Origin of the sequence: Arthrobacter globiformis, from assembly GCF_030815865.1 — a bacterium.
GTDB classification, from domain to species: domain Bacteria; phylum Actinomycetota; class Actinomycetes; order Actinomycetales; family Micrococcaceae; genus Arthrobacter; species Arthrobacter globiformis_B.
Window position 1 is genome coordinate 1,606,819 of sequence record NZ_JAUSXI010000001.1, and the last position, 22,307, is coordinate 1,629,125.

Genomic DNA, 22,307 nt, shown 5'->3' on the forward strand with positions numbered 1-22,307 from the left:
CCTTACGTTGCGGAACGCCCCGGGGCGCTGGGTGTTGAACCGGCACCAGCCCCTTACGCCGGGGAGCGCCGGGCCGGCACGCGCGGAAGCGCCGGGCGCCGGGGCCGCCAGCAGGAGGGGGTCCGCCGACACGATAAACTGGGCCGTATCCCCACCAACCGCGGCACATCAACCGCGAGATAAAGACGGAGACTTTTGTGAGCTTGACGCAGCTTGACCGTGTTCCCATTCGCCGGGCCCTGATCTCGGTATACGACAAGACCGGTCTGGAGGAGCTCGCCACTGGCCTGCACGCAGCAGGGGTCAAAATTGTTTCCACCGGCTCGACCGCCAAGAAGATCGCCGCGGCCGGCATCCCAGTCCAGGAAGTCGAAGAGGTCACCGGTTCCCCCGAGATGCTCGACGGCCGGGTCAAGACCCTGCACCCGCGGGTCCACGGCGGCATCCTCGCAGACCGCCGCGTCCCTGCCCACATGGAGACCCTCGCCAAGATGGAGATCGAGGCCTTCGACCTCGTCGTGGTGAACCTCTACCCGTTCGTGGAGACGGTCAAGTCCGGCGCCGAACAGGACGACGTCGTGGAGCAGATCGACATCGGAGGCCCCGCGATGGTGCGCTCCGCCGCGAAGAACCACGCCGCCGTCGCCATTGTGGTGGACCCGACGTTCTACGGCGACGTGGTCCGCGCCGCCGGCGAGGGCGGGTTCGACCTCAAGACCCGCCGCCGGCTCGCCGCCAAGGCGTTCGCGCACACCGCCACCTACGACACCGCTGTGGCCACCTGGACCGCCAGCCAGTTCCTCGACGAGGACGGCGACGGCGTCATCGACTGGCCCGCCTACTCCGGCCTGGCACTGGAACGCTCCGAGGTGCTGCGCTACGGCGAGAACCCGCACCAGCAGGCTGCGCTCTACGTGGACAAGGCGGCCCCCGCGGGCATCGCCCAGGCCGACCAGATCCACGGCAAAGCCATGAGCTACAACAACTTCGTGGACGCCGACGCAGCACTCCGCGCCGCCTACGACTTCGCCGAGCCCGCCGTGGCCATCATCAAGCACGCCAACCCCTGCGGTGTGGCCGTGGCCTCCGCCGACGCGGCCGACCCGATCGCCGACGCCCACGCCAAGGCCCACGCCTGCGACCCCGTCTCCGCGTTCGGCGGCGTCATCGCGGCCAACCGCACGGTCACCGCCGGCATGGCCCAGACCGTGGCCGGCATCTTCACCGAGGTGGTCATCGCCCCCGGCTTCGAGCCCGAGGCCGTGGAGATCCTCTCCAAGAAGAAGAACATCCGCCTGCTGTCCCTCCCGGAGGGCTACGGCCGCTACCCGGCGGAAATCCGCCAGGTCTCCGGCGGCGTCCTGGTGCAGGTCACCGACAAGGTGGACGCCGACGGCGACAACCCCGCCAACTGGACGCTTGCCGCCGGCGAAGCAGCCGACGACGCCACGCTGGCCGACCTCGCCTTTGCCTGGACCGCCTGCCGCGCGGCCAAGTCCAACGCGATCCTGCTCGCCTCCAACGGCGCTGCAGTGGGCATCGGCATGGGCCAGGTCAACCGCCTGGACTCCTGCAAGCTCGCCGTCGAGCGGGCCAACACGCTGGGCGTCAGCGTGGAGTCCGACGTCGACGGTGCCGGCGGCGCCTCCAACGCCGACGCGAGCGGCGCTCCCGCCCGTGCCCGCGGCGCGGTGGCTGCCTCCGATGCGTTCTTCCCGTTCGCCGACGGCCTGCAGATCCTGATCGACGCCGGCGTGCGGGCTGTAGTGCAGCCCGGCGGCTCGGTCCGTGACGAGGAAGTCGTCGCTGCAGCCAACGCTGCGGGCATCACCATGTACTTCACCGGCGCTCGCCACTTCTTCCACTAGTCCCCACCGCCTCCCTAACCTCGCTGCGCTCGGCCAGGGAACCCGGGCGGCGTGGGCCCAACCGCCTCCCTAACCTCGCTGCGCTCGGCCAGGGAACCCGGGCGGCGTGGGCCCAACCGCCTCCCTAACCTCGCTGCGCTCGGCCAGGGAACCCGGGCGGCGTGGGCCCAAGCAAAGCCCGACGGCGGCTGCCCCCTTAGGGGGACGGCCGCCGTCGGGCTTTAACTTGCTTTAGTTTTCTTCCGTTTCCTCCTGATCCGGCAACCGGATGTCCCGGGGGAGCGCTTCGGCCATCCGTTCCGTGGTCCAGTAGGCCAGGATCTCCTCGGGCGCCTGGTTGACGTTATGGCTTACCTCAGCGTCGTCAGGGCTCCCCGCGTCATCCTTATTTCCGCTGTGCACTGTCGTAGACCTTCATGATGGTCGAGCCCCAGAACGGCCCGAACATCGTGGTGGAACTCGTCCCGTACCCGTAGCTGTTGACCGAGTTCTGGAAGCCGTTGGCTGAGCTTGCAGCGTCCGTGTCTCCCCGGGCAAACCAGGGGCCGCCCGAGGAACCGCCCGTCATGTCACAGGAAATGCCCTGGGAGTTGAACTGGGGGTTGATCGTGTCGTTCTTGGCCGTGCCTGTGCAGCTGACCAGGGTCTGGCCGGTGAACGGGGCCACGGCCGGGTAGCCATAGGACTTGTATGTCAGGCCCCGGGGCTGGCTGAACTCCACACCGGAGGCACCCACCTTGTCGGCCAGGGCCTTGCCCCCCACCCGGGCCACCACGGCGAAGCCGGTGTCGTACCGGATATCGCCGCCGGAGGTCCAGTTCCGTGCCGCGTGCAGCGACCGGGCCGGCCATTGACCATACGGGGACTGGCCATTCACGTAGCCGGGAACAAACACCCAGTTGGTGGCGAAGGCGCCAGGCCCCTCATTGACACAGTGGCCGGCGGTGGCCACGAGGCTCTTGTTCTGGGCAGCGACTGAGTTGCCGGAGCAGACGTAGTTGATTCCGGCGAGGGTGAAGAAGACCTTGCCGATGTGCGGCACCGGCGTTTCGTTTGCGTGCAGGGCTGTGGTTACCGTGGTCTGCGGGGCGGTACCGGCGATTCTCGCTGGCGCTCCCGTCTCCACGGCAGCCGAAGGCGAGGATCCTTTGTTTTCATGCCTTGCCACGGCCTTGACGGCCAGCACATCGCCGGGATGGGCGGCGCGCATGCGCTCGGGCGTCCAGTAGCCCTGCGGGCTGGACACTGGGGTGCTTGCGACCTGCAGCTGGGTTGAGTCCTGCGACGTTGCAGAAGAGGCTGTTGCGCCGCCAATGGCGCCCACAGCCAGCAGCAAACCTGTGGAAAGGCTCAGAAGGCTGCCAGCCAGAGTCTTTTTGCTCGTCATTGCGGTCCTACCTATCAGGTGGGGCGGGCCTGGAGGCACGCCGGGTGACTGATTGACCTACCCGGGGAGGACGAGCTCGGTTAGTAACGATTCAAGTCTTCTTGCCAGATAGGGTGATCTGCCCCTGCCGCAAGGGGTTCCAACTCAGTTCAGCCGCCGAAGCGGTGTTCCTTTATGAGAGAAAGATTAGAGCCCCACCGCGCCGGGCACAATGGATAGTGTGAGCGAAGACACGGGAACGGGGTAATCCAAGGGGATCCGGCAGCCCGGGTAAGGTTCATCCGGTTCACCTCGGGTAAGTTAAAGGTTGGTGAAATAGCCGGAATACCAGATACAAGCCGACCTTCAGGGAGACGCCCGAGCATGGCCAAAATTATCTATACCCACACCGACGAAGCGCCGATGCTGGCCACATATTCGTTCCTGCCGATCATCGAGGCGTTCGCGTCCACGGCAGGTGTGCAGGTGGAGACCCGCGACATTTCGCTGGCCGGCCGCATCATCGCCGTCTTCGGCGACTACCTCACTGAAGAGCAGCGGATCGGCGACGCCCTGGCTGAACTCGGTGAACTGGCGAAGAAGCCGGAAGCCAACATCATCAAGCTCCCCAACATCAGCGCATCCGTCCCGCAGCTGAAGGCCGCCATCGCCGAGCTTCAGTCCCAGGGCTACAAGCTGCCGGACTACCCGGACAACCCCACGTCCGACGAAGAGACCGCGATCCGGTCCCGCTACGACAAGATCAAGGGCTCCGCCGTGAACCCGGTCCTGCGTGAAGGCAACTCGGACCGCCGCGCACCGCTGTCGGTCAAGAACTACGCCCGCCAGAACCCGCACTCCATGGGTGCCTGGACCCCGGAATCCAAGACCAACGTGGCACACATGGACGCCAACGACTTCCGCGCCAACGAGAAGTCCGTGGTGGTCCCCCGCCGACGGCACCATCGAAATCCAGCTGGTCCGCGAGGACGGCACGGTCAAGGTCCTGAAGAAGGCCTTCCCGGTCCTCGCCGGCGAAGTCATCGACGGCACCGTGATGCGCGCCGCCGCCCTGGACGAATTCCTGGCAGCACAGGTAGCCCGCGCCAAGGAAGAGGGCGTGCTCTTCTCCGCACACTTGAAGGCCACCATGATGAAGGTCTCCGACCCCATCATCTTCGGCCACGTGGTCAAGGCTTACTTCTCCGAGCTGTTCGACACCTACGGCAAGCAGCTCGCCGCGGCCGGACTCAGCCCCAACAACGGCCTTGCCTCCATCCTCAACGGACTGGACGAGCTGCCCGAGGACGTCCGCGAGGGCGTCCAGGCAGCCGTCAAGAAGGGCCTCGAAGAAGGCCCCGCGATCGCCATGGTCGACTCCGACAAGGGCATCACCAACCTGCACGTCCCCAGCGACGTTATCGTGGACGCTTCCATGCCCGCCATGATCCGCAGCTCAGGCCACATGTGGGGCCCGGACGGCCAGGAAGCCGACACTCTGGCAGTCCTCCCGGACAGCTCCTACGCCGGCATCTACCAGGTCGTCCTCGACGACTGCCGCGCCAACGGCGCCTTCGACCCCACTACCATGGGCACGGTTCCGAACGTGGGCCTCATGGCCCAGGCTGCAGAAGAGTACGGCAGCCACGACAAGACCTTCGAGGCCCAGGTCCCCGGCAAGATCCAGGTGGTCGACGGCTCCGGTACCGTCCTGATCGAACACGAAGTTGCCCCGGGCGACATCTGGCGCGCCTGCCAGACCAAGGACCTCCCCATCCGCGACTGGGTGAAGCTGGCCGTAAACCGCGCCCGCGCGTCCCAGACCCCCGCTGTGTTCTGGCTCGACGAGACCCGTGCGCACGACGCCAAGCTCATCGAGAAGGTCCGCGAATACCTGCAGGAGCACGACACCGAGGGCCTGCAGATCGAAATCCTGTCCCCGGTGAAGGCCACCGCTTTCACACTGGAGCGCATCCGTAAGGGCGAGGACACCATCTCCGTCACCGGCAACGTGCTCCGCGACTACCTCACGGACCTTTTCCCGATCCTGGAGCTGGGCACCAGCGCCAAGATGCTGTCCATCGTTCCGCTGATCAACGGCGGCGGCCTCTTCGAGACCGGGGCCGGCGGCTCCGCTCCGAAGCACGTCCAGCAGCTGCTGAAGGAAAACCACCTGCGCTGGGACAGCTTGGGTGAATTCCTGGCCCTGGCCGTCAGCTTCGAACACTTGGCCAACACCACGGACAACGCCCGCGCGCAGGTCTTGGCTGACACCCTGGACCGCGCCACCGGCACGTTCCTGCTCGAGAACAAGTCTCCGAGCCGCAGGGCGGGCGAACTCGACAATCGGGGCAGCCACTACTACCTGGCGCAGTACTGGGCACAGGAGCTCGCCAAGCAGACCGAGGACGCCGAACTGGCAGACTCCTTCGCATCGGTCGCCGACGCGCTGACCTCCAACGAGGAGGCCATCGTTTCCGAGCTCCTGGGCGTCCAGGGCCAGCCCGTGGACATCGGCGGCTACTACCGCCCGGACGCCGAGAAGGCTGCCGCCGTGATGCGGCCGTCCGCGACGCTCAACAAGATCGTTGCCAGCCTGAGCTGATTCGCCTGGGCCAACTCTCCGGCCCGCGGCTGAACTGTCGAGCCAAAGGAGCGCCCCGCCACTCGTTTGAGTAGCGGGGCGCTTCTTTGCTTGCCGGGACTGCCGGCCTGCAGATTGACCTACCGGTCGGGAATGTCGTCGCGGCGGGTGTCCGCGTGCCGGGTTTCGGTCCGCGGCTCACCGGTGTCGTCGTCCCCGTACGGGGCATCGACCGCCATGTCAGGGTCCGTGCTGACGGGCCGCTCGGTTGCCGAGGCGTCGTAGGCGTCGCCTGACTCGTAGCTGCGGCCCGGCACCGCGTCCATGCCGGCCCCCTCGGAGTAGCCGGTGCTCGCGCCCGGGTCGCCGTTGCCGCCGGCTGCTGTAGTCCCCATGCCGACGCCGGCCGCTCCGGCTCCTGCGCCGGCTCCTGCGCCTGCTCCCGTTGTCCCGGCTCCCGTCGTCCCGACACCCGTTGTCCCGGCACCCGTGGTCCCGGCTCCCGTCGTCCCAACTCCCGTCGTCCCGACTCCCGTTGTCCCGTCAACGGTGCCAGCCCCCAGGCCGGTTCCCATGCCGCCGCCGCCCGTGCCGGCCGCCGTCGGACCCGTATCACCTTCCACCTCGCCACCGCTCACGCTTTCACGCCAGGCGCCAGTTTCCGTGTCGCGTTCCTCGATGAATTTCTTGAACTTTCTCAGGTCCGAGGCGACCTGCCGGGAATCGAGTCCGGTGGCCGCACCGAGCTTCTCCACCGCGGATTCGGGCTCCCACGTCAGCTCGACGTTCACCTTGGTTTCGTTGGCGCCGAGGGACTCGAACCATACAGTGCCGGCATTGCGTGGCTCATTCAGGCTCTCCCATGTGACCCGTTGGTCCGGCTCCTGGACGGTGATCTGGGCGTCATACTCGCGCTTCACACCGGCGATGCTGGTTTCGAAATGAACAGTGGTGTCGTCGAGCTGACGGACGGCGTCGACGCCGCTCATAAAATTGGGGAAATCCTCAAACTGGGTCCATTGGTTGTAGGCCTGGCGTACGGGGACATCGACGGTGATCGATTCCTGGACAGTTGCCATGCTAGGTTCACTCCTTCGGCGTACGGGCGGACAGCCCGTGGTTCTGATTGCCCTCGTTCGGATGGAACACCTCCAACGTAGCGGGAAGCAGTCGGCATTTGAAGAGTGAAACTAAGTCTGCTGACTATGAAGCTCAGGCAGGCCAAATGACGGCCCGCGGTTGTGGGCGGCCACTCGGTTTCGTAGGGTACTAAGCAGGCTTATCTTTCGGCCAGGTGCCCAGCGCCGAGGCCGAGCCCGGCTAGGCCGCCGTTTCGGAAAGGATCGTCTCTGTGCCTGAAGAACCAGCTATCCACATCCCGGGAGCGCCGGCAGGCGAGCAGCCCGCCGTCGTCGAACCCACCACCCCGCGGGAACCGCTGCCGCCCAAGCCGGACCAGCAGGGGCCGGAAGCGGTGTCTCCGACCGGCAGCCCCACGGGTGCGCCGGAACACTCCCGGGCGCAGTCCGGCCAGTACCTGACCACCGCACAGGGGCTCCGACTGGCGGACACAGACCACTCGCTGAAGGCGGGGCCTCGGGGACCGATCCTGCTCCAGGACCACCACCTCCGGGAGAAGATCACCCACTTCGACCACGAGAGGATTCCGGAGCGCGTGGTGCACGCTCGGGGCGCCGGTGCCCACGGCGTCTTCCGTTCGTACGGCACGGCCGCCAACATCACCCGCGCAGGCTTTCTCGCCAAGGATGTGGAAACGCCGGTGTTCGTCAGGTTCTCCACGGTCCTGGGCTCACGCGGGTCCGCTGACACCGTCCGCGACACGCGGGGATTTTCCACCAAGTTCTACACCGACGAGGGAACCTATGACCTCGTGGGCAACAACATTCCTGTGTTCTTCATCCAGGACGGAATCAAGTTCCCGGACATCGTGCACGCCGCAAAGCCGCATCCGGACCGCGAGATCCCGCAGGCCCAGAGTGCCCACGACACGTTCTGGGACTTCGTGTCCCTTCACACCGAGGCGCAGGCGCACACCATGTGGAACATGTCCGACCGCGGGATTCCGCGCTCCTACCGAACCATGGAAGGCTTCGGCGTCCACACCTTCCGCCTGGTTGACGCCGCCGGCGCCACGACGCTCGTCAAGTTCCACTGGAAGCCGAAGCAGGGCGTGCATTCCCTGGTCTGGGAGGAGGCCCAGATCATTAACGGCATGGATCCGGACTTCCACCGGCGCGACCTGGCCGATGCGATCGAGGGCGGCGCTTACCCGGAGTGGGAGCTGGGCATCCAGACCTTCCCCGACACCGATACCCAGATGTTCGAGGGGATCGACCTGCTTGACCCCACAAAGTTTGTGCCTGAGGAACTCGCCCCGGTGCAGCCGATCGGCCTGATGACGCTCAACGCCAACCCGGTCAACTACTTCGCGGAAACAGAGCAGGTGGCCTTCCATCCGGGGCACCTCGTCCCGGGCATTGACGTCACCAACGACCCGCTGCTGCAGGTCAGGTTGTTCTCATACCTGGACACCCAGATTTCGCGGCTTGGCGGGCCGAACTTCGCGCAGATCCCCATCAACCGACCGCAGGCTCCGGTCAACGACATGCTGCGCGACGGCATGCACCAGACCGCCGTCCACGCCGGGGTGGCGCCCTACCGGCCCAATTCCCTCGATGGTGGCTGCCCGTTCAAGGCCGGGGCAGACCTCGGGGCGTTCGTGGATGTCCCGGAAGCGGTAGCCGAGGCCATCAAGCAGCGGAAGAATCCCGCTTCCTTCGACGACCACTACAGCCAGCCCCGGCTGTTCTTCCGGAGCCTCACGCCGGTGGAACAGGACCACGTGATCCACGCCTACACGTTCGAACTGGGCAAGTGCTACGAGAAGCCGGTCCGTGAGCGCCAGCTGCTCGCGCTGGCCAACATCGATACCTCGCTGTGCGCCGCCGTGGCCCGCGGGCTCGGTATGCCCGCCCCTGAGGCCACCGAGGACGTGCCGGACGCCCAGCTTAGCCCCGCCGTGTCCCAGCTGGGGAAGACCTGGCCGGTGGCCGGCCGCGTCGTCGGAATTGTGGCGGACGAGTCCAGTGATCTGGAGGCCGTCCGGGATGCCCGCAAGGCGCTCGACGACGCCGGCATCGTGCCGCTGGTGATCGCACCTTCCGGCGGGACGCTCGGGGGAGAGTCCGACGGCGGGATCCCGGTTCAGCGGACCTACCTCACCGCCCGCTCCACCGAGTTCGACGCGGTCATCGTGGCAGGATCCGGGGCGCCGGCGGACGATGCCGAACAGGGGCTCGACGCGAAGGCCGGAGATCCCGGTGCTTCGCTTGATCCCCGCATCGTGTTGCTGCTGTCAGAGGCCTTCCGCCACGCCAAGGCCATCGGGGCGTGGGGATCCGGCTCCGCAGGGGTGGATGCGGCCAGCATCCCGGACGATGCGGCAGGCGTGGTGCTGGGGGACAGCGCCGGGCAGGTGGTTCCGCAGATCCAAGAGCTGCTGGCCGCCCACCGGGCGTGGGAGCGGTTCCCGGCAGCTGCTTCCTGACGGGGTAAGAAGCTTCGGATCGAGTAAGAACAAGGGCTGGTCCCCGGGGGACTAGTCCTTGTTCTTGCCCGAACCCTTGTCCTTGCTCCCCTCCGAGCTGCCCTTGCCGGAGTTGTCCTGCCGTCCGCTGTTCGCGGGAGCCGGCACGGGGGCAGGGGCGGGAGTCGGGGCCACCACTGCGGGCGCAGTCGTCGGTGAGGGTTTCGGGGCTGCCGTGGGCTTCGCGGCGGCAGCCTGGGCAGCAGCTTCCGCAGCCGCCTTTTTGGCTGCCTGCGCTGCCGTGAGGTCGGCCCGCACGGAGTTGATGGCCGCCGTTATGCTCCGGTGGCGTTTGAAGGAAACCTGCCCGGCAGCCGCCGCAGCATCCAGATCAGAGGACAGACGGTCCAGGGACTTCAGGGCGGCGGCAGGGTTGCTTCCCGCAGCAGACCTGGTGACCTCCAGGACCAGCTGCTGAAACTTTGCAGCCGCGTTCGTCTCGAGCTCCGGGGCGGCGCCGGCGCAGCCTGCCAGTCCGGCTGCCAATATGCACCCGGTGAGGACTGTCATCGCCCGGCGCCACACGGCCGGTGCCCGGCTTGGGCTCATGGTTCAACGCTCCTTTGGAGCTCCACGAGATGGTCGCCCAAGGTGCCGCTCACGCTGGGGTAAGGAACGACGTCGGGCGTTACAGCTGAATTGGCGGCGACGGTCACGGCGGCGGCTCCGCCCAGCAGGACTGCCGCAGCAAGGGCGGCGCCAATGCGAAAGCGCCGGCTCCGGCGTTTCGTGCCTGCCGCGCGGCTGCTCCGGCCGGAAGTAGCTGACCTGGCCGGTGTCTTGGCTGTTGTTTTGGCGGTGGTCTGCGTCGCAGAAAGCCCGACCGGAAGAATCGACGGCGGCCGCGACGGGAGTGCGGGGAGAACGCGGGTGTGCTCCTCGGCCAGGTCTCCGGGAACGGAATCCGGTGAAACGAGGGCGTGCCGAAGAGCCACTTCCAGATCAGCGGCGGAAGGCCGCTCCAGCGGGTCGAGGGCGGTCATGGAGGCCAGCAGGTGCTGCCATTGTGTGGGCAGGTCGGCAGGGATTTCAGGGGCCCGATGCAACCGGGCCACCGCCGATTCCACCGCGCCGCCCGGATACTCCATCGTGCCCTTGATGCATTCAAGCAGCACGAGGCCGAGCGAATAGATGTCTGACGCGGGCGAAAGTGGGGAGCCCATCGCCTGCTCAGGGCTCAGGTACGCTGCTGTGCCCACCATGGTGCCGGTGGCCGTGAGGCGGGTCCCGTCCACGATCCGCGCAATGCCGAAGTCCGTCAGTTTGGGCCGCACCGGCTCGCCGGGACGAACCTGGATGAGGAGAATGTTGGCGGGTTTGATGTCGCGGTGGATGATGCCCAGCCCATGAACGTAGGCTAGGGCATCCGCGATCCCGGCGCCGATGACGGACAGTTCCTCGAGCGGAACCCGGCTGTGCCGGAGGCGGCTGCGCAGGTCCTGCCCATCCACGAGTTCCATGGTGAGGAAGGGCCTGGGCTGGTCCGGGACGCGGGTATCCACGCCGGCGTCGAAAAGCGTGACAAGGCTGGGATGGTTCAGCGTCGCCAGGAGCCGGATCTCGGCTTCCTGGCGTTTGAGTTCATCGGCATCTGCGGCTTGGGGGGCGAAAAGCTTCAGGGCCACGTCCCTGCCGAGGTTCTGGTCCCTGGCAGTATAGACCGACGACATCCCGCCGCGTCCGATCACCCCACCCAGCAGGTAGCGCCCGCCCAGTACCTCCGTTGTCACCCCGCTGTGCGTTTCTTTCAACACGTTGCCGTCCTTCTCAGTTCTGGCTCGGTGTTAAGAGTAATACGTCTACTTACTAATTGAGGTCGCTGGTTGATTTCCTGGGAGTGGCCCGGTTCCCGAACGCCCGGTTCCCGAACGCCCGGTTCCCGAACGCCCGGTTCCCGGCGGGCGGGGGCGCGGCTTGCGGGCGCGAGGCTTCGCCGGCGGCCCGGCACCCGGTAGTCCAGAGGACTGCCGCGATGCGGACCGCCGACGAAGGGCGGTTATTCCTGTCCGGACAGGATCCGGACCGTTAGGCCTTCTTCCTGCGGATCACCAGCAGCGCGCCGATGGCGAGCAGGACCAGGGCGACTGGCAGCAGTCCAGCGTCGGCTCCGGTGTTGGCGAGCATCTGCTGTGCAGTGGCCATGTTGCCCGTGGCCACGTTTGCCGTGTTTGCGGTGTTTGCGGTGTTGGCCGATGCAGAGGCGCCTGTTGTCAGGGAGCCGGCGGGCAGGATGGCAGCACCCGAAGTCGTGGTCACAGTGCCATTGTCCGTGCCAGTTGCGGTGTCGGTGCCAGTTGCGGCTCCACCGGTGGTGTCCGTGCCGGTGCCACTACCGTCGGTGCCGGTCGTCGCGGTTCCGTCTGTGGCGTCGGTGCCGTCGGTTCCGGTTCCGTCTGTGGCGGTTCCATCAGTGCCCGTGCCGTCGGTTCCGGTTCCGTCTGTGGCGGTTCCATCAGTGCCCGTGCCGTCGGTTCCGGTTCCGGCTCCATCGGTACCGGTTCCATCCGTTCCGTCACCCGGATCGGAGCCGTTGCCGGTTCCATCACCGGGATCAGCGGCAGGCGGCGTTGTCACAGTTCCTGCGCCAAGTCCGATGCCCAAGTCGACACCCAGGTCCACGGATGCATCAGTCACCGTGCCGAGCCCGAGGTCAACGGTGCCTTCAGCACCACTTCCCAAAGAACCCGTGTTGCCGAGGTTGACGTCGAGTGCGGCTGCCACGTCTGCGGCCGGAGTCGTGCTACCAGTTCCCGTGGTGTTTCCGAGGTTCACGTCGACCAGGGCTGCGACGTCGGCGGTGGGAACAGTGGTGTCGGTTCCCGTGCCGGTGGTGTTGCCGAGGTTGACGTCGACCAGGGCTGCGACGTCGGCGGTGGGAACAGTGGTGTCGGTTCCCGTCACTGTGGTGTTGCCGAGGTTGACGTCGAGTGCGGCTGCTACGTCTGCGGCGGGAACAGTGGTGTCGGTTCCCGTCACCGCGGTGTTGCCGAGGTTGACGTCGAGTGCGGCTGCCACGTTGGCGGTGGGAACAGTGGTGTCGGTTCCCGTCACTGTGGTGTTGCCGAGGTTGACGTCGACCAGGGCTGCCACGTTGGCGGCGGGAACAGTGGTGTCGGTTCCCGTCACTGTGGTGTTGCCGAGGTTGACGTCGACCAGGGCTGCCACGTCTGCGGCGGGAACAGTGGTGTCGGTTCCCGTCACTGTGGTGTTGCCGAGGTTGACGTCTGCGGCGGCTGCCACGTTGGCGGCGGGAACAGTGGTGTCCGTTCCCGTCACTGCGGTGTTGCCGAGGTTGACGTCGACCACGGCGGCGCCGTCGGCTACGGGAGCAGCCGGGGTGGTACCCGTCGTCGTGTTGCCGAGGTGTACGTCGACCACGGCGGTGGCGTCAGACGCAGGAGCAGTCGTCCCAGTTCCCGTTCCCGTGCCACCGAGATTGACGTCGACCAGGGCGGTGGCGGCCGGTGCCACGGCGGCAGTGCTGCCGTTCGAGGTACCCGTGTTGAGGTCGGCATTGACGTTGACCGCGGAAGAATTCGACGGCGCTGGGCCACCCAGCAGACCCAGCGACGTCGAAGCATTTAGGTCCGCTGAAGCGGTTTCAGACGCGATGTTGACCGCGCCCGTGGCAGTGGTATCCGCGCTCGCCGCGGTTGCGCCGAGGGCAAGTAGCCCGCCGGCAAAGAGGGTGCCTAATAGGCCCCTGCGAACTGTCTGGTGCATTGTGATGTCTCCTGAAAAGTTGTTGTCAGGTGCTCATGGCAACCTGATTGGCCGTGTGTCTGCCGCAGGGAGGCAGAAGGGGCCCAACTAGTCAGGAGAGGAGCCGGGGTCGATGGCCACCGGCGAAGGAACATGCTGAAGGGGTCCGCTGACAGGGACAAAGCCCATGAGCGGCAGGTATTCAAAGGGGCTGTTCAGCCAGGCGGCCGAAGCGGAAGGGCCACCGGATGACGTGCCGCTTCCCGAGCCCGAGGCCGGAGCCGGAAGCAACGCCTCCGGTGATGGCGTGCGGTCTTCACCGGATGGCGAGTCTCCGCCGGCGGGAACCTCAGGGGCGGATCCCGTGGGGTTGGCAGCTTTCGGCGCAACAGGGTGGCTGAAATGAGCAGGTGATCCGACGGCCGGGTGGACAGGCAGCGCGGACGCCACAGAGGGCCCGGCGACGATGCCAAGCGAGGCCTCTGGACTTGTGGAAATTTGCCTCGTTTCGGCGAGGTCGACTGCGGGTAGCCATTCTGGAACCGCGACAGCACCCGCCACGACGTCCCTGACGGGCACGGTGATCGGTGCCGTGAGAGGAGGTGCCTGGCTGGGCACGTCAGTGACCGTCTCGACGGGAAGCTCGACAGTATCAGTCGCCGGGCTCACGACGTCGGTTACTGGTTCCACGACCTCGGCTACTGGCTTAACGGCCTCAGCCACAGGCTTCACGATAGTTTCGGCCGTGTCCGTCAGCGCTCCATCAGCAACGGAGGCTACGGGGCCGGTAACTCCAGCCACGGTGTCATCAGGAAGCGCCTCGCCCATAGGCTGTCCGCCGAGAGCGGCGTCAGCGGGCTCCACAATGTCCGCCACAACCGGAGAAACGACGGCGACAGGTGGCGCGGGCATGGAAGGAACGGGAGTCACAGGTGGCGTCGCAACCACCGTAGCCTGTTCGGCCGGCGCCGGCGCAACCGTAGCCGGAAATGATGCCGGGAGGGCAGCCGGATCGACGGCCGGAAGCGGCAGGGGAGCTACAGCCGGCGTGGGCTGAGCAACGACGCCGGCTTCATGTGCTTTCGGGGAGACCAGCGCGCCAACGCTCCCCGCCACGCTGTCCGTACTGCCTTTGACGGACGAGACGGCCGAGGAAATGCTGCCGGCCAGCACATCAGTTCCGTGTGAATTATCGGCGTCGGCCGCCGGGGCGGATACCGCCAGCCAGGCCGCAGCAGCCGCGCCGGCCAAAAGAACCGGGCGCAAAGGGCGCAGCGCAGACCACGACAAAGCCGCAATGGTCATGCTTACCACCCCCAAAGCCCATCGAGTGAACCGACGATCGACTACAGCCTAAGCCTGCCCCAAAGTGAGAGTCCAGACCCGGGAGAATAATTCTTCCGATTCGATGAAAGGCCGGAAGGCTCCTCAGTGGGCATCGTTCGGATACGCGACACCGAGCTGGGCGCGCACGCCGTCGAACAGCCGCATCGTGTTGAGTGAGTCCTCCAGTGGCATGACCGGGCTCTCGGTGAGGCCCTGCTGGACGCACCGGGTCACCTCACGAAGCTCGTACGTATAACCCCGCCCCGTCACCTCGAAGTGTTCCGTCCGGGGTGTCTCCTGCCCGATCCCCACCACCAGCTTTTTGGGGTTGTTGATCGAGCCGAGTGTCTGCAGGTACCCCAGGCTGCCGGCAACAGTTGCGGCGCGGGGGCCGTGGGCGAGCAGGGACGAGGTGAGCTGTGCCTGCGCACCGTCGTGGTACCCCAGCGTAAGCGCATTCTGGGCGTCCACGCCGTCGTCGTTCAAAGTGCCCATGGCACTGACCGTCTGCGGGAAACCCAAGGTCCCGAGGGCCCACAGCAGCGGGTAGACGGTGATGTCCAGAAGCGCGCCGCCGCCGTCCTGGACGGCCCAGAGCCTGGCGGTGGGAGAGTAGGGCGCCGGGAAGCCTAGGTCCGCAGTGACCCACTGGACGGTGCCGAGTTCGCCGGAATGCGCGATCTCGAAGGCCCTCTGCATGCTGGGCAGGAAGCGGCTCCACACGGCTTCCATCAGGAACAGCTTCTTTTCGCGGGCCACGTCGATAAGCTCGGCAGCCTCACGGGCGTTGATGGTGAACGCCTTTTCGCAGAGCACATGCTTGCCTGCCCGAAGCGCAGCCAGCACCACCCGGTGGTGCTGGGCGTGCGGCGTGGCCACGTAGACCACGTCCACAGAGTCGTCGGCGAGGAGCCGTTCATAGCCGTGCTGTCCGCCGTCGTCCCCGTACCCCACGGCAAAGCCGAACTCGCCTGCAAACGCGTCCGCGGTGTTCTGGGCACGGGAGCTGACGGCGTACAGTTCCGCGTCCTCCAGAAGCGCCAAGTCCCGCGACACCAGGGAAGCGATCCGGCCGGTGGCAATGACACCCCAGCGCAGCCGGCGGCCTGTGGCGGCAAGGGGATCCTGGTTGGACTGGCTGAAGAGCCACGGCTTGGCGATCGGTGACGTCATGACGCCATCCTCTCACCCGCGTGCGGGAGCGTTCGGTCAAAACCGGCAGGAAGTGAGGAAGGATCGGGTAAAAACCTGCGAAAGGTGAGGAAGGATCGAGTTGGAACGTGCGAAAGGTGAGGGAGGGTGTTCGGCCCGCCCCCACCTTTCCGTGCAAACCCGACTGCCGGCTACTTAGAGCGTCGACGGCGACCTAGACTGCCGCCGGCTCCGCAGCGCGGCCCCGGACGGGTTCCTCCGTCAGCCTGCCCTGCTGCAGCCGGAACCGGCGGTCCGTCTTGTTGGCGAGCGTGCGGTCGTGCGTGACCACGAGGATGGTGGTGTTGTGGTCGTGGCTGAGGGAGCTGAGCAGTTCGATGATGTGCTCGCCCGTCTGTTCATCGAGGTTGCCCGTGGGCTCGTCGGCGAGGATCAGCTTGGGTTCGTTGGCGAGGGCCCGGGCGATGGCCACGCGCTGCTGCTCGCCGCCGGAGAGCCGGTTGATGCGGCGGCCGTGCTTGTCCGGATCGAGCTGCACCTGCTCCAGCAGTGCCCGTGCCCGCTCTGCCCGAGTCGCCTTCCGCACCCCGGCGAACTCCATGGGCAGCATGACGTTATCCAGCGCGGACAAGTTGGGCACCAGGTTGAACTGCTGGAACACGAAGCCGATGTCCCGGCGCCGGTACTGAGTCAGCTTGCCGTCCGGCATGCCCGCCAAACTCACGCCGTTGACGACGACGTCTCCGCTGGTGGGCTTGTCCAGCGCGCCCAGGAGGGACAAGAGAGTACTCTTGCCGCTGCCGCTCTTGCCCACGATGGACGCCAGCGTGCCCTGCTCCAGCTCGAAGCTGACGCCGTTGACCGGCTTGATGGTGCGGTCGCCGGACTTGAACGTGCGGACCAGATCCTTGACTTCAATCATGGCTATTCTCCTCGGAGGACTTCGATGGGGCGGATGCGGGCGGTGAGCAGGGCCGGAACCAGCGCGCCGATGATGGCGACGCCGAACACTGCCGCGATGCCGGCGGCAAGGATGCCGGGGGACACGCTGGCGGTGACGGAGGTGAGCAGCTGGGAGGCGCCGCCAAACGGTCCGCCCTGGCCGCCGGGGAATCCGCCGGACGCGCCGGCGAGTCCGCCGCCGCGCTGCCCGGTGGGGGCCGCCGTCGTGCTGGTGCTGGAGCTGACCAGCGCGGAGGCGATGCTGCCGCTGGCGAAGGAGGCGATGACGGCGCCCACCACGCTGCCGAGCGCCACCAGGACCAGGGCCTCGAGCACGAACTGCAGGCCGATGGTGCGGTTGGGTGCGCCGATGGCCTTCAGAACGCCGATTTCGCGGCGGCGCTCGCGGACCAGCATGATCATGATCAGCAGGATGATGAGCCCAGCGGTACCCAGTGCCGCGATGAACGCCACCATGGAGATGCTCTTGACGCTGTCCAGCGAGGTGACGGCGGTCTCGAGGTTGCGCTGGCCCTGCGTGACGTCTGCCTTGTCGGTGCCGAGAGCGTTCTGCAGTGCCGTCTTGGCGGCGTCGACGTTCTCCATGCTGTCCACCGTGACGGTCATCGTGGACAGTTCGCCCGGCAGCTCGGCCAGGGTCTGGGCGGTGGGGAGCGTGACGTATAGGGCGTTGTTGCCGAACGTGGTGCCGGCGTCGAACAGGCCGGCGACGGTGAAGGTCTTGCTGTTGATCGTGAAGGTGGAGCCGACCTTGAGGTTGTTCTTTTCAGCAAGGGTGGTGCCCAGCAGCGCCTTGCTGGACTCGGCCGTGTAGTCACCCAGCCCGGTGCCTGAGGTCAGTTCAAGTGCCTTGCCGGTGCTGTCCACCTCTGCGCCGGTGCCGGTGGCCGTGATGGGAAGGGACCGCGCCGGCTGGGTAGTTGCGGTGGTCCCGGTACTTCCCGTGGTTCCGGTTGTTCCGGAGCTGTCCTGGTTGCGCGCGCCCAGCGTTCCGGCGTCGACTGCCGCGGTGAGGCTGGTGGTCAGCGTGGTGGTGGTCTGACCGCCGGGGCCGCCCTGCCCGCCGCCCGGGCCGGTCTGGGTGCCGGCTGCCGTCTGTGCTGCGGCCTCGGTCGCGTTGCGCAGCCTGAGCGCCTTGGTTCCGACGACGGCGGTCACGTTCGGGACGTCCGCCGCCGTGGCTGCCTGCTCAGCGGTGAGCGGCTCGCCGCCGCCTTCGAAGCCCTGGCCGCCGGCCGGGTTCACCGTCAGCACGGTCCCCACCGAGGCGTTCAGCTCCTGGACTTTGGCGCCCACGGCCTGGTTGGCCACCAGCATGGCCAAAGCCAGGCCAATGGCGACCGCCAATACGGCCACAACCGCCGCTGTTCGGACCTTGTTTCTAAACGCATTGCCTACACTTCGGGCGAGGACGCTCACTGCACTCCTTGGGATCACATGCCGGGAATTGGCCGGCTTCGGATCCCACACTGGTACCCGCTGCTGTGCGCGAAACGGGCCGAACCTATGTTTGCGCTGTGAAGAGACACCCGGGCGCGGCAAAGGAAGAGCCCCGGCCCTCCCTGGTGAACTGGTCACTTGCGGGGGAGCCGGGGCTCTGTGGAGACAGCGCCTGCGGTGTTACTTGGTGATCGGGCCGAGGACCGGATCGTCCACGTAGGCCGTCTTGACGTTTTCCTTGGTCACGATGACCGGCTCCAGCAGGTAGGCCGGAACGGTCTTGACCTTGTTGTTGTAAGACTTGTCGTCGTTGATCTCAGGCGTCTTGCCGGCCTGGATGTCCTTCACCATGGTGATCGCGTGCTCAACGAGCTTGCGGGTGTCCTTGTTGATGGTGGAGTACTGCTCGCCGGCCATGATGGACTTGACGGACTGAACCTCGGAGTCCTGCCCGGTGATGACCGGAACAGGTTTGCCGTCGGCCTTGACAGACGTCAGCACGGCGCGGGCCAGAAGATCATTCGGGGACAGTACGCCGTCCAGGGGAGCGCTACTGTAGGAGCCGCTCAGGAGGGTATCGGCGCGCCTCTGGGCGTTTTCACTCTTCCAAGCCTGGGTTACGGCCTGTTCGAAGGATGTCTGGCCGGAAAGCACCTTGAGGGTGCCGTCGTCGATCTTCGGCTTCAGGACGCTCATGGCGCCGTCGAAGAAGACCCTCGCGTTGGCGTCGTCAGGGGAGCCGGCGAAGAGCTCGATGTTGTAGGGGCCGGAAGGCTTCTTGGCCTTCAAGCCGTCCAGCAGCGCCTGGCCCTGGAGCTCACCGACCTTGAAGTTGTCGTAGGCCACGTAGTAGTCCACGTTCTCGGTGTTCAGCAGCAGGCGGTCGTAAGCGATGATGGTGGCGCCGGCGTCCTTGGCCTGCTTCAGCTGGGTGCCGAGCTGGGCGCCGTCGATTGCGCCGACGATGATGACCTTGGCGCCCTTGGTGATCATGGCGCTGATCTGGTTCTGCTGCTCGGATACGCCGGCGTTGGCGAACTGTACATCCGGCTTGAAGCCTGCCTGGCTGAGGCCGTCGTTGAACAGCTTCTCTGCCAGGACCCAGTTCTCACTGGTCTTCTGGGGGAGTGCGACGCCGATCGAGGAGCCCTTGGGGAAGGCCTCGCCGCCGGCGGTTCCGCCGCCCGTTGTGCCGGTATCGGAACGGCCGCAGGCTGTCAGCGCCAGTGCCGCAATGGCAGCGATCGCTGCCGCCTTTCCTGCTTTACCAATCATTCGCATTGCTTGGTTCACTTTCTTTAGGGGTGGGACATGCTTCCGGGGAGCGGCAGGGCTCAGGCTTCCCGGGAGATGGTTTCTTTCGTGGAAGTAACTTCGTCAGGCTGGAGCGGGGTGCCGCCGCTGGGGCGGTTGAAGCTCTGCGTCAGCATGCCGATGATGGAGCGCTTGCCCTGGCTCTTGTTGTAGACGTCGAACGCGACGGCGATCAGCAGGACCAGGCCCTTAATGATCTGGGTCAGGTCGGCGCCGACGCCGAGGAGCTGCAGGCCGTTGTTCAGCACGGCCATGACCAGGCCACCGACGATCGAGCCGATCACGGTACCCACGCCGCCGGTCACCGCTGCACCGCCAATGAACACAGCTGCGATGGCGTCCAGTTCCCAGCCCACGCCGTCGAACGGTCCGGAGGCCGTGGAACGGCCCACGAAGATCATGCCGGCGAGGCCAGCGAGGATGGCCATGTTCATCATGACCAGGAAGTTGACCTTCTTGGACTGGACGCCGGAGAGCTCGGCCGCGTGGCGGTTGCCGCCAACCGCGTAGATGTGGCGGCCGACGACGGTTTTGGAGGCGACAAAACCGTAGATCAGAACCAGGACGGCAAGGATGAGGCCGGGGATCGGGAACGAGGTTCCCGGCCGGCCCGTGGCGAACAGGTACGTGGCGTACAGGATGGCGCCGCAGACCAGCACGAGCTTGGTGACGACGACCCAGCCCTCGGGGACCTCGGCGCCGAGGGCCTTGGCGGTGCGGCGGGCGCGGAGTTCACTGAAGATCACGAACGCGACGCCCAGCAGGCCGAGCAGCAGGGTGAGGTTGTTGAACCCGGTGTTCGGGCCGACCTCGGGAAGGTAGCCGGAACCGATGTACTGGAAATCGGCGGGGACGGGGATGGTGTTGGACTTTCCGACGAACTGGTTGAAGCCGCGGAACAGCAGCATGCCGGCCAGCGTCACGATGAAGGCTGGAATCCCCACATAGGCCGTCCAGAACCCTTGCCAGGCGCCGATCAGGGCTCCCAGCGCGAGTCCGAGCAGAATGCCCAGATACCAGGGGATGCCCCAGTCCCTGATGGCCAGGGCCACTGTGACGCCGACAAATGCCGCCACGGAGCCGACCGACAGGTCGATGTGGCCAGCGATGATCACCAGCACCATGCCGATGGCCAGGATCAGGATGTAGGAGTTGCCATTGAAGAGGTTGATGACGTTGCCCGGGGTGAGCGTGCGGCCTTCGGTGGCGATTTGGAAGAAAACGATCAGTGCAACCAGGGCGAAGATCATGCCGAATTGACGGGTGTTGCCGCCAAAGAGCTTCTTGAGCGCGTTCATTGTGTCAGTCCTTGTTCTGGAAGGTTCTGGAGGATTCCAGAGGTTCAGGCGGTTTTTCTGGCGGAAGTCATGAGTTTCATGAGGCTTTCCTGGCTGGCGTCGTCCCTGTCCAGGACGCCGGTGATGGCGCCTTCGAAAATGGTGTAGATGCGGTCGGAGAGGCCCAGCAGTTCAGGCAATTCGGAGGAGATGACAATGACTCCCTTGCCCTGGTTGGCCAGTTGCTGGATGATCCCGTAGATCTCGTACTTGGCCCCGACGTCGATGCCGCGGGTGGGCTCGTCCAGGATCAGCAGGTCAGGATCGGTGAACATCCACTTGGCCAGGACCACCTTCTGCTGGTTGCCGCCGGAGAGCTTGGCCACACCTTCCTCCACGGACGGCGTCTTGGTGCGCAGCGACTTGCGGTACTGCTCAGCCACGGTGAATTCCTTGTTGGCATCCACTACGAAGTGCTTGCTGATCTTGTGCAGCGCGGCCGAGACGGTGGTGGTCTTGATGTCGTCCAGCAGGTTCAGGCCCAGCGACTTCCGGTCTTCCGTGACGTAGCCCAGACCGGCGTCGATGGCCTGCTTGACGCTCTTGAGGTGAAGTTCCTTGCCGTTCTTGTAGATCCGGCCGCTGATGAAGCGGCCGTAGGAACGGCCGAACACGGACCGTGCCAGTTCGGTGCGGCCGGCGCCCATCAGCCCGGCGAAGCCGACGATCTCGCCGCGGCGGACGAAGAAGTTCGAACCCTTGCAGACCAGGCGGTCCTGCACCTGCGGGTGCCCCACAGTCCAGTCCTTGACCTCGAACAGCTTGTCCCCGATCTTGGGTTCGTGGTCCGGGAAGCGCGATTCCAGGGTGCGCCCCACCATGCCTTTGATGATGCGGTCCTCGTCGACGCCGTCGGCCTTCACGTTGAGCGTCTCAATGGACTTGCCGTCACGGATGATCGTGATGGAGTCCGCGATCTGCTCGATCTCGTTGAGCTTGTGGGAAATGATGATGGACGTGATGCCGCGGCCCTTCAGGCCCAGGATCAGGTCCAGCAGGTGCTGGGAGTCCGATTCGTTCAGCGCAGCTGTGGGCTCGTCCAGGATGAGGAGCTTCACGGACTTGTTCAGCGCCTTGGCGATCTCCACCAGCTGCTGCTTGCCGACGCCGATTTCCTTGATCGGGGTGTCCGGGTCCTCGCGCAGGCCCACCCTTGCGAGCAGTTCGCGGGAACGGGTGCGGGCTTCGGCCCAGTCGATCACCCCGCGCTTGACCGGTTCGTTGCCCAGGAAGATGTTCTCCGTGATGGAGAGCTCCGGAATGAGCGCCAGCTCCTGGTGGATGATCACGATGCCGGCGTGCTCGCTGGCCCGGATGTCCTTGAACTGCTGCACCTCGTTTTGGTACACGATGTCGCCGTCGTAGCTGCCGTAGGGGTACACGCCGGAGAGGACCTTCATCAGCGTCGACTTTCCGGCACCGTTCTCCCCGCAGATCGCGTGGATTTCGCCGGCCTTTACCGTCAGGCTCACATCGGACAAGGCTTTAACGCCAGGGAATTCCTTGGTGATGGAGCGCATCTCCAGAAGAACCGGCTCGCTCTGCGTGTTGAGGGACGTCATGTGCCCTTACGCCTCCAATGCATTGACTTCGTTGTCTTCCCTGCAATCCGCAGGGCCGTCTGATGAAAAAAGTAGATGGAGCATGC

15 protein-coding genes and 1 pseudogene are annotated in these 22,307 nt (G+C 66.0%); 3 read left to right on the plus strand and 13 right to left on the minus strand.

What is annotated here, in order from left to right:
- Positions 1-197 precede the first annotated feature (197 nt).
- On the plus strand, positions 198-1,868 hold the full coding sequence (gene purH / locus QFZ33_RS07410; protein WP_307026203.1) for a bifunctional phosphoribosylaminoimidazolecarboxamide formyltransferase/IMP cyclohydrolase: 1,671 nt from the start codon (positions 198-200) through the stop codon (positions 1,866-1,868).
- A gap of 231 nt (positions 1,869-2,099) precedes the next feature.
- Here purH and QFZ33_RS07415 read toward each other — a convergent pair whose 3' ends face one another.
- Positions 2,100-2,270 (minus strand): hypothetical protein, encoded by a 171-nt coding sequence (locus QFZ33_RS07415; RefSeq protein WP_307026205.1) that lies wholly within the window; start codon positions 2,268-2,270, stop codon positions 2,100-2,102.
- Entirely contained in the window at positions 2,254-3,255 is a 1,002-nt protein-coding gene (locus QFZ33_RS07420) for a trypsin-like serine peptidase (protein WP_307026207.1), read from the minus strand. Before QFZ33_RS07420 ends, QFZ33_RS07415 begins: the two co-directional genes overlap by 17 nt.
- A gap of 363 nt (positions 3,256-3,618) precedes the next feature.
- Between QFZ33_RS07420 and QFZ33_RS07425 the strand changes: the two are divergent.
- Positions 3,619-5,839: pseudogene (locus QFZ33_RS07425) on the plus strand (NADP-dependent isocitrate dehydrogenase).
- 119 nt (positions 5,840-5,958) lie between these two features.
- Here the strand turns inward: QFZ33_RS07425 and QFZ33_RS07430 are convergent.
- Positions 5,959-6,897, minus strand: a complete 939-nt coding sequence (locus tag QFZ33_RS07430; protein WP_307026209.1) for an SRPBCC family protein — start codon at positions 6,895-6,897, stop codon at positions 5,959-5,961.
- A 272-nt stretch (positions 6,898-7,169) separates the two neighbouring features.
- Here QFZ33_RS07430 and QFZ33_RS07435 point away from each other — a divergent pair, with 272 nt between their 5' ends.
- Entirely contained in the window at positions 7,170-9,386 is a 2,217-nt protein-coding gene (locus QFZ33_RS07435; protein WP_307026210.1) for a catalase, read from the plus strand.
- 51 nt (positions 9,387-9,437) lie between these two features.
- On the opposite strand, the gene QFZ33_RS07440 is transcribed toward QFZ33_RS07435, so the two are convergent.
- The 10 genes from QFZ33_RS07440 to mmsA all read right to left on the minus strand — a co-directional run bounded on the left by QFZ33_RS07440 (position 9,438) and on the right by mmsA (position 22,221).
- Positions 9,438-9,974, minus strand: a complete 537-nt coding sequence (locus QFZ33_RS07440) for a mucin-associated surface protein (RefSeq protein ID WP_307026212.1) — start codon at positions 9,972-9,974, stop codon at positions 9,438-9,440.
- Complete coding sequence (locus QFZ33_RS07445; RefSeq protein WP_373427335.1) at positions 9,971-11,095, minus strand: serine/threonine-protein kinase; 1,125 nt, start codon at positions 11,093-11,095, stop codon at positions 9,971-9,973. The genes QFZ33_RS07440 and QFZ33_RS07445 overlap by 4 nt, the downstream gene beginning before the upstream one ends.
- A 355-nt stretch (positions 11,096-11,450) precedes the next feature.
- Entirely contained in the window at positions 11,451-13,148 is a 1,698-nt protein-coding gene (locus QFZ33_RS07450; RefSeq protein ID WP_307026216.1) for a hypothetical protein, read from the minus strand.
- Between the two features lie 87 nt (positions 13,149-13,235).
- Positions 13,236-14,432, minus strand: a complete 1,197-nt coding sequence (locus tag QFZ33_RS07455; protein ID WP_307026219.1) for a hypothetical protein — start codon at positions 14,430-14,432, stop codon at positions 13,236-13,238.
- Between the two features lie 123 nt (positions 14,433-14,555).
- Positions 14,556-15,626 (minus strand): Gfo/Idh/MocA family protein, encoded by a 1,071-nt coding sequence (locus QFZ33_RS07460; RefSeq protein WP_307026222.1) that lies wholly within the window; start codon positions 15,624-15,626, stop codon positions 14,556-14,558.
- Between the two features lie 193 nt (positions 15,627-15,819).
- Positions 15,820-16,527 carry an ABC transporter ATP-binding protein gene (locus QFZ33_RS07465; protein WP_307026224.1) on the minus strand — a complete coding sequence of 236 codons (708 nt, stop codon included), beginning with the start codon at positions 16,525-16,527 and terminating at the stop codon, positions 15,820-15,822.
- A gap of 2 nt (positions 16,528-16,529) precedes the next feature.
- A complete protein-coding gene (locus tag QFZ33_RS07470) occupies positions 16,530-17,987 on the minus strand; it encodes an ABC transporter permease (protein WP_307026227.1) in 1,458 nt (485 codons plus the stop codon).
- Positions 17,988-18,188: 201 nt separating this feature from the next.
- On the minus strand, positions 18,189-19,289 hold the full coding sequence (locus QFZ33_RS07475) for a substrate-binding domain-containing protein (protein WP_307026229.1): 1,101 nt from the start codon (positions 19,287-19,289) through the stop codon (positions 18,189-18,191).
- A 53-nt stretch (positions 19,290-19,342) separates the two neighbouring features.
- Complete coding sequence (gene mmsB / locus QFZ33_RS07480; RefSeq protein WP_307026231.1) at positions 19,343-20,620, minus strand: multiple monosaccharide ABC transporter permease; 1,278 nt, start codon at positions 20,618-20,620, stop codon at positions 19,343-19,345.
- 44 nt (positions 20,621-20,664) lie between these two features.
- Positions 20,665-22,221: a multiple monosaccharide ABC transporter ATP-binding protein gene (gene mmsA / locus QFZ33_RS07485; protein WP_307026232.1), complete on the minus strand. Its 1,557-nt coding sequence runs from the start codon at positions 22,219-22,221 to the stop codon at positions 20,665-20,667.
- Between the last annotated feature and the right edge of the window lie 86 nt (positions 22,222-22,307).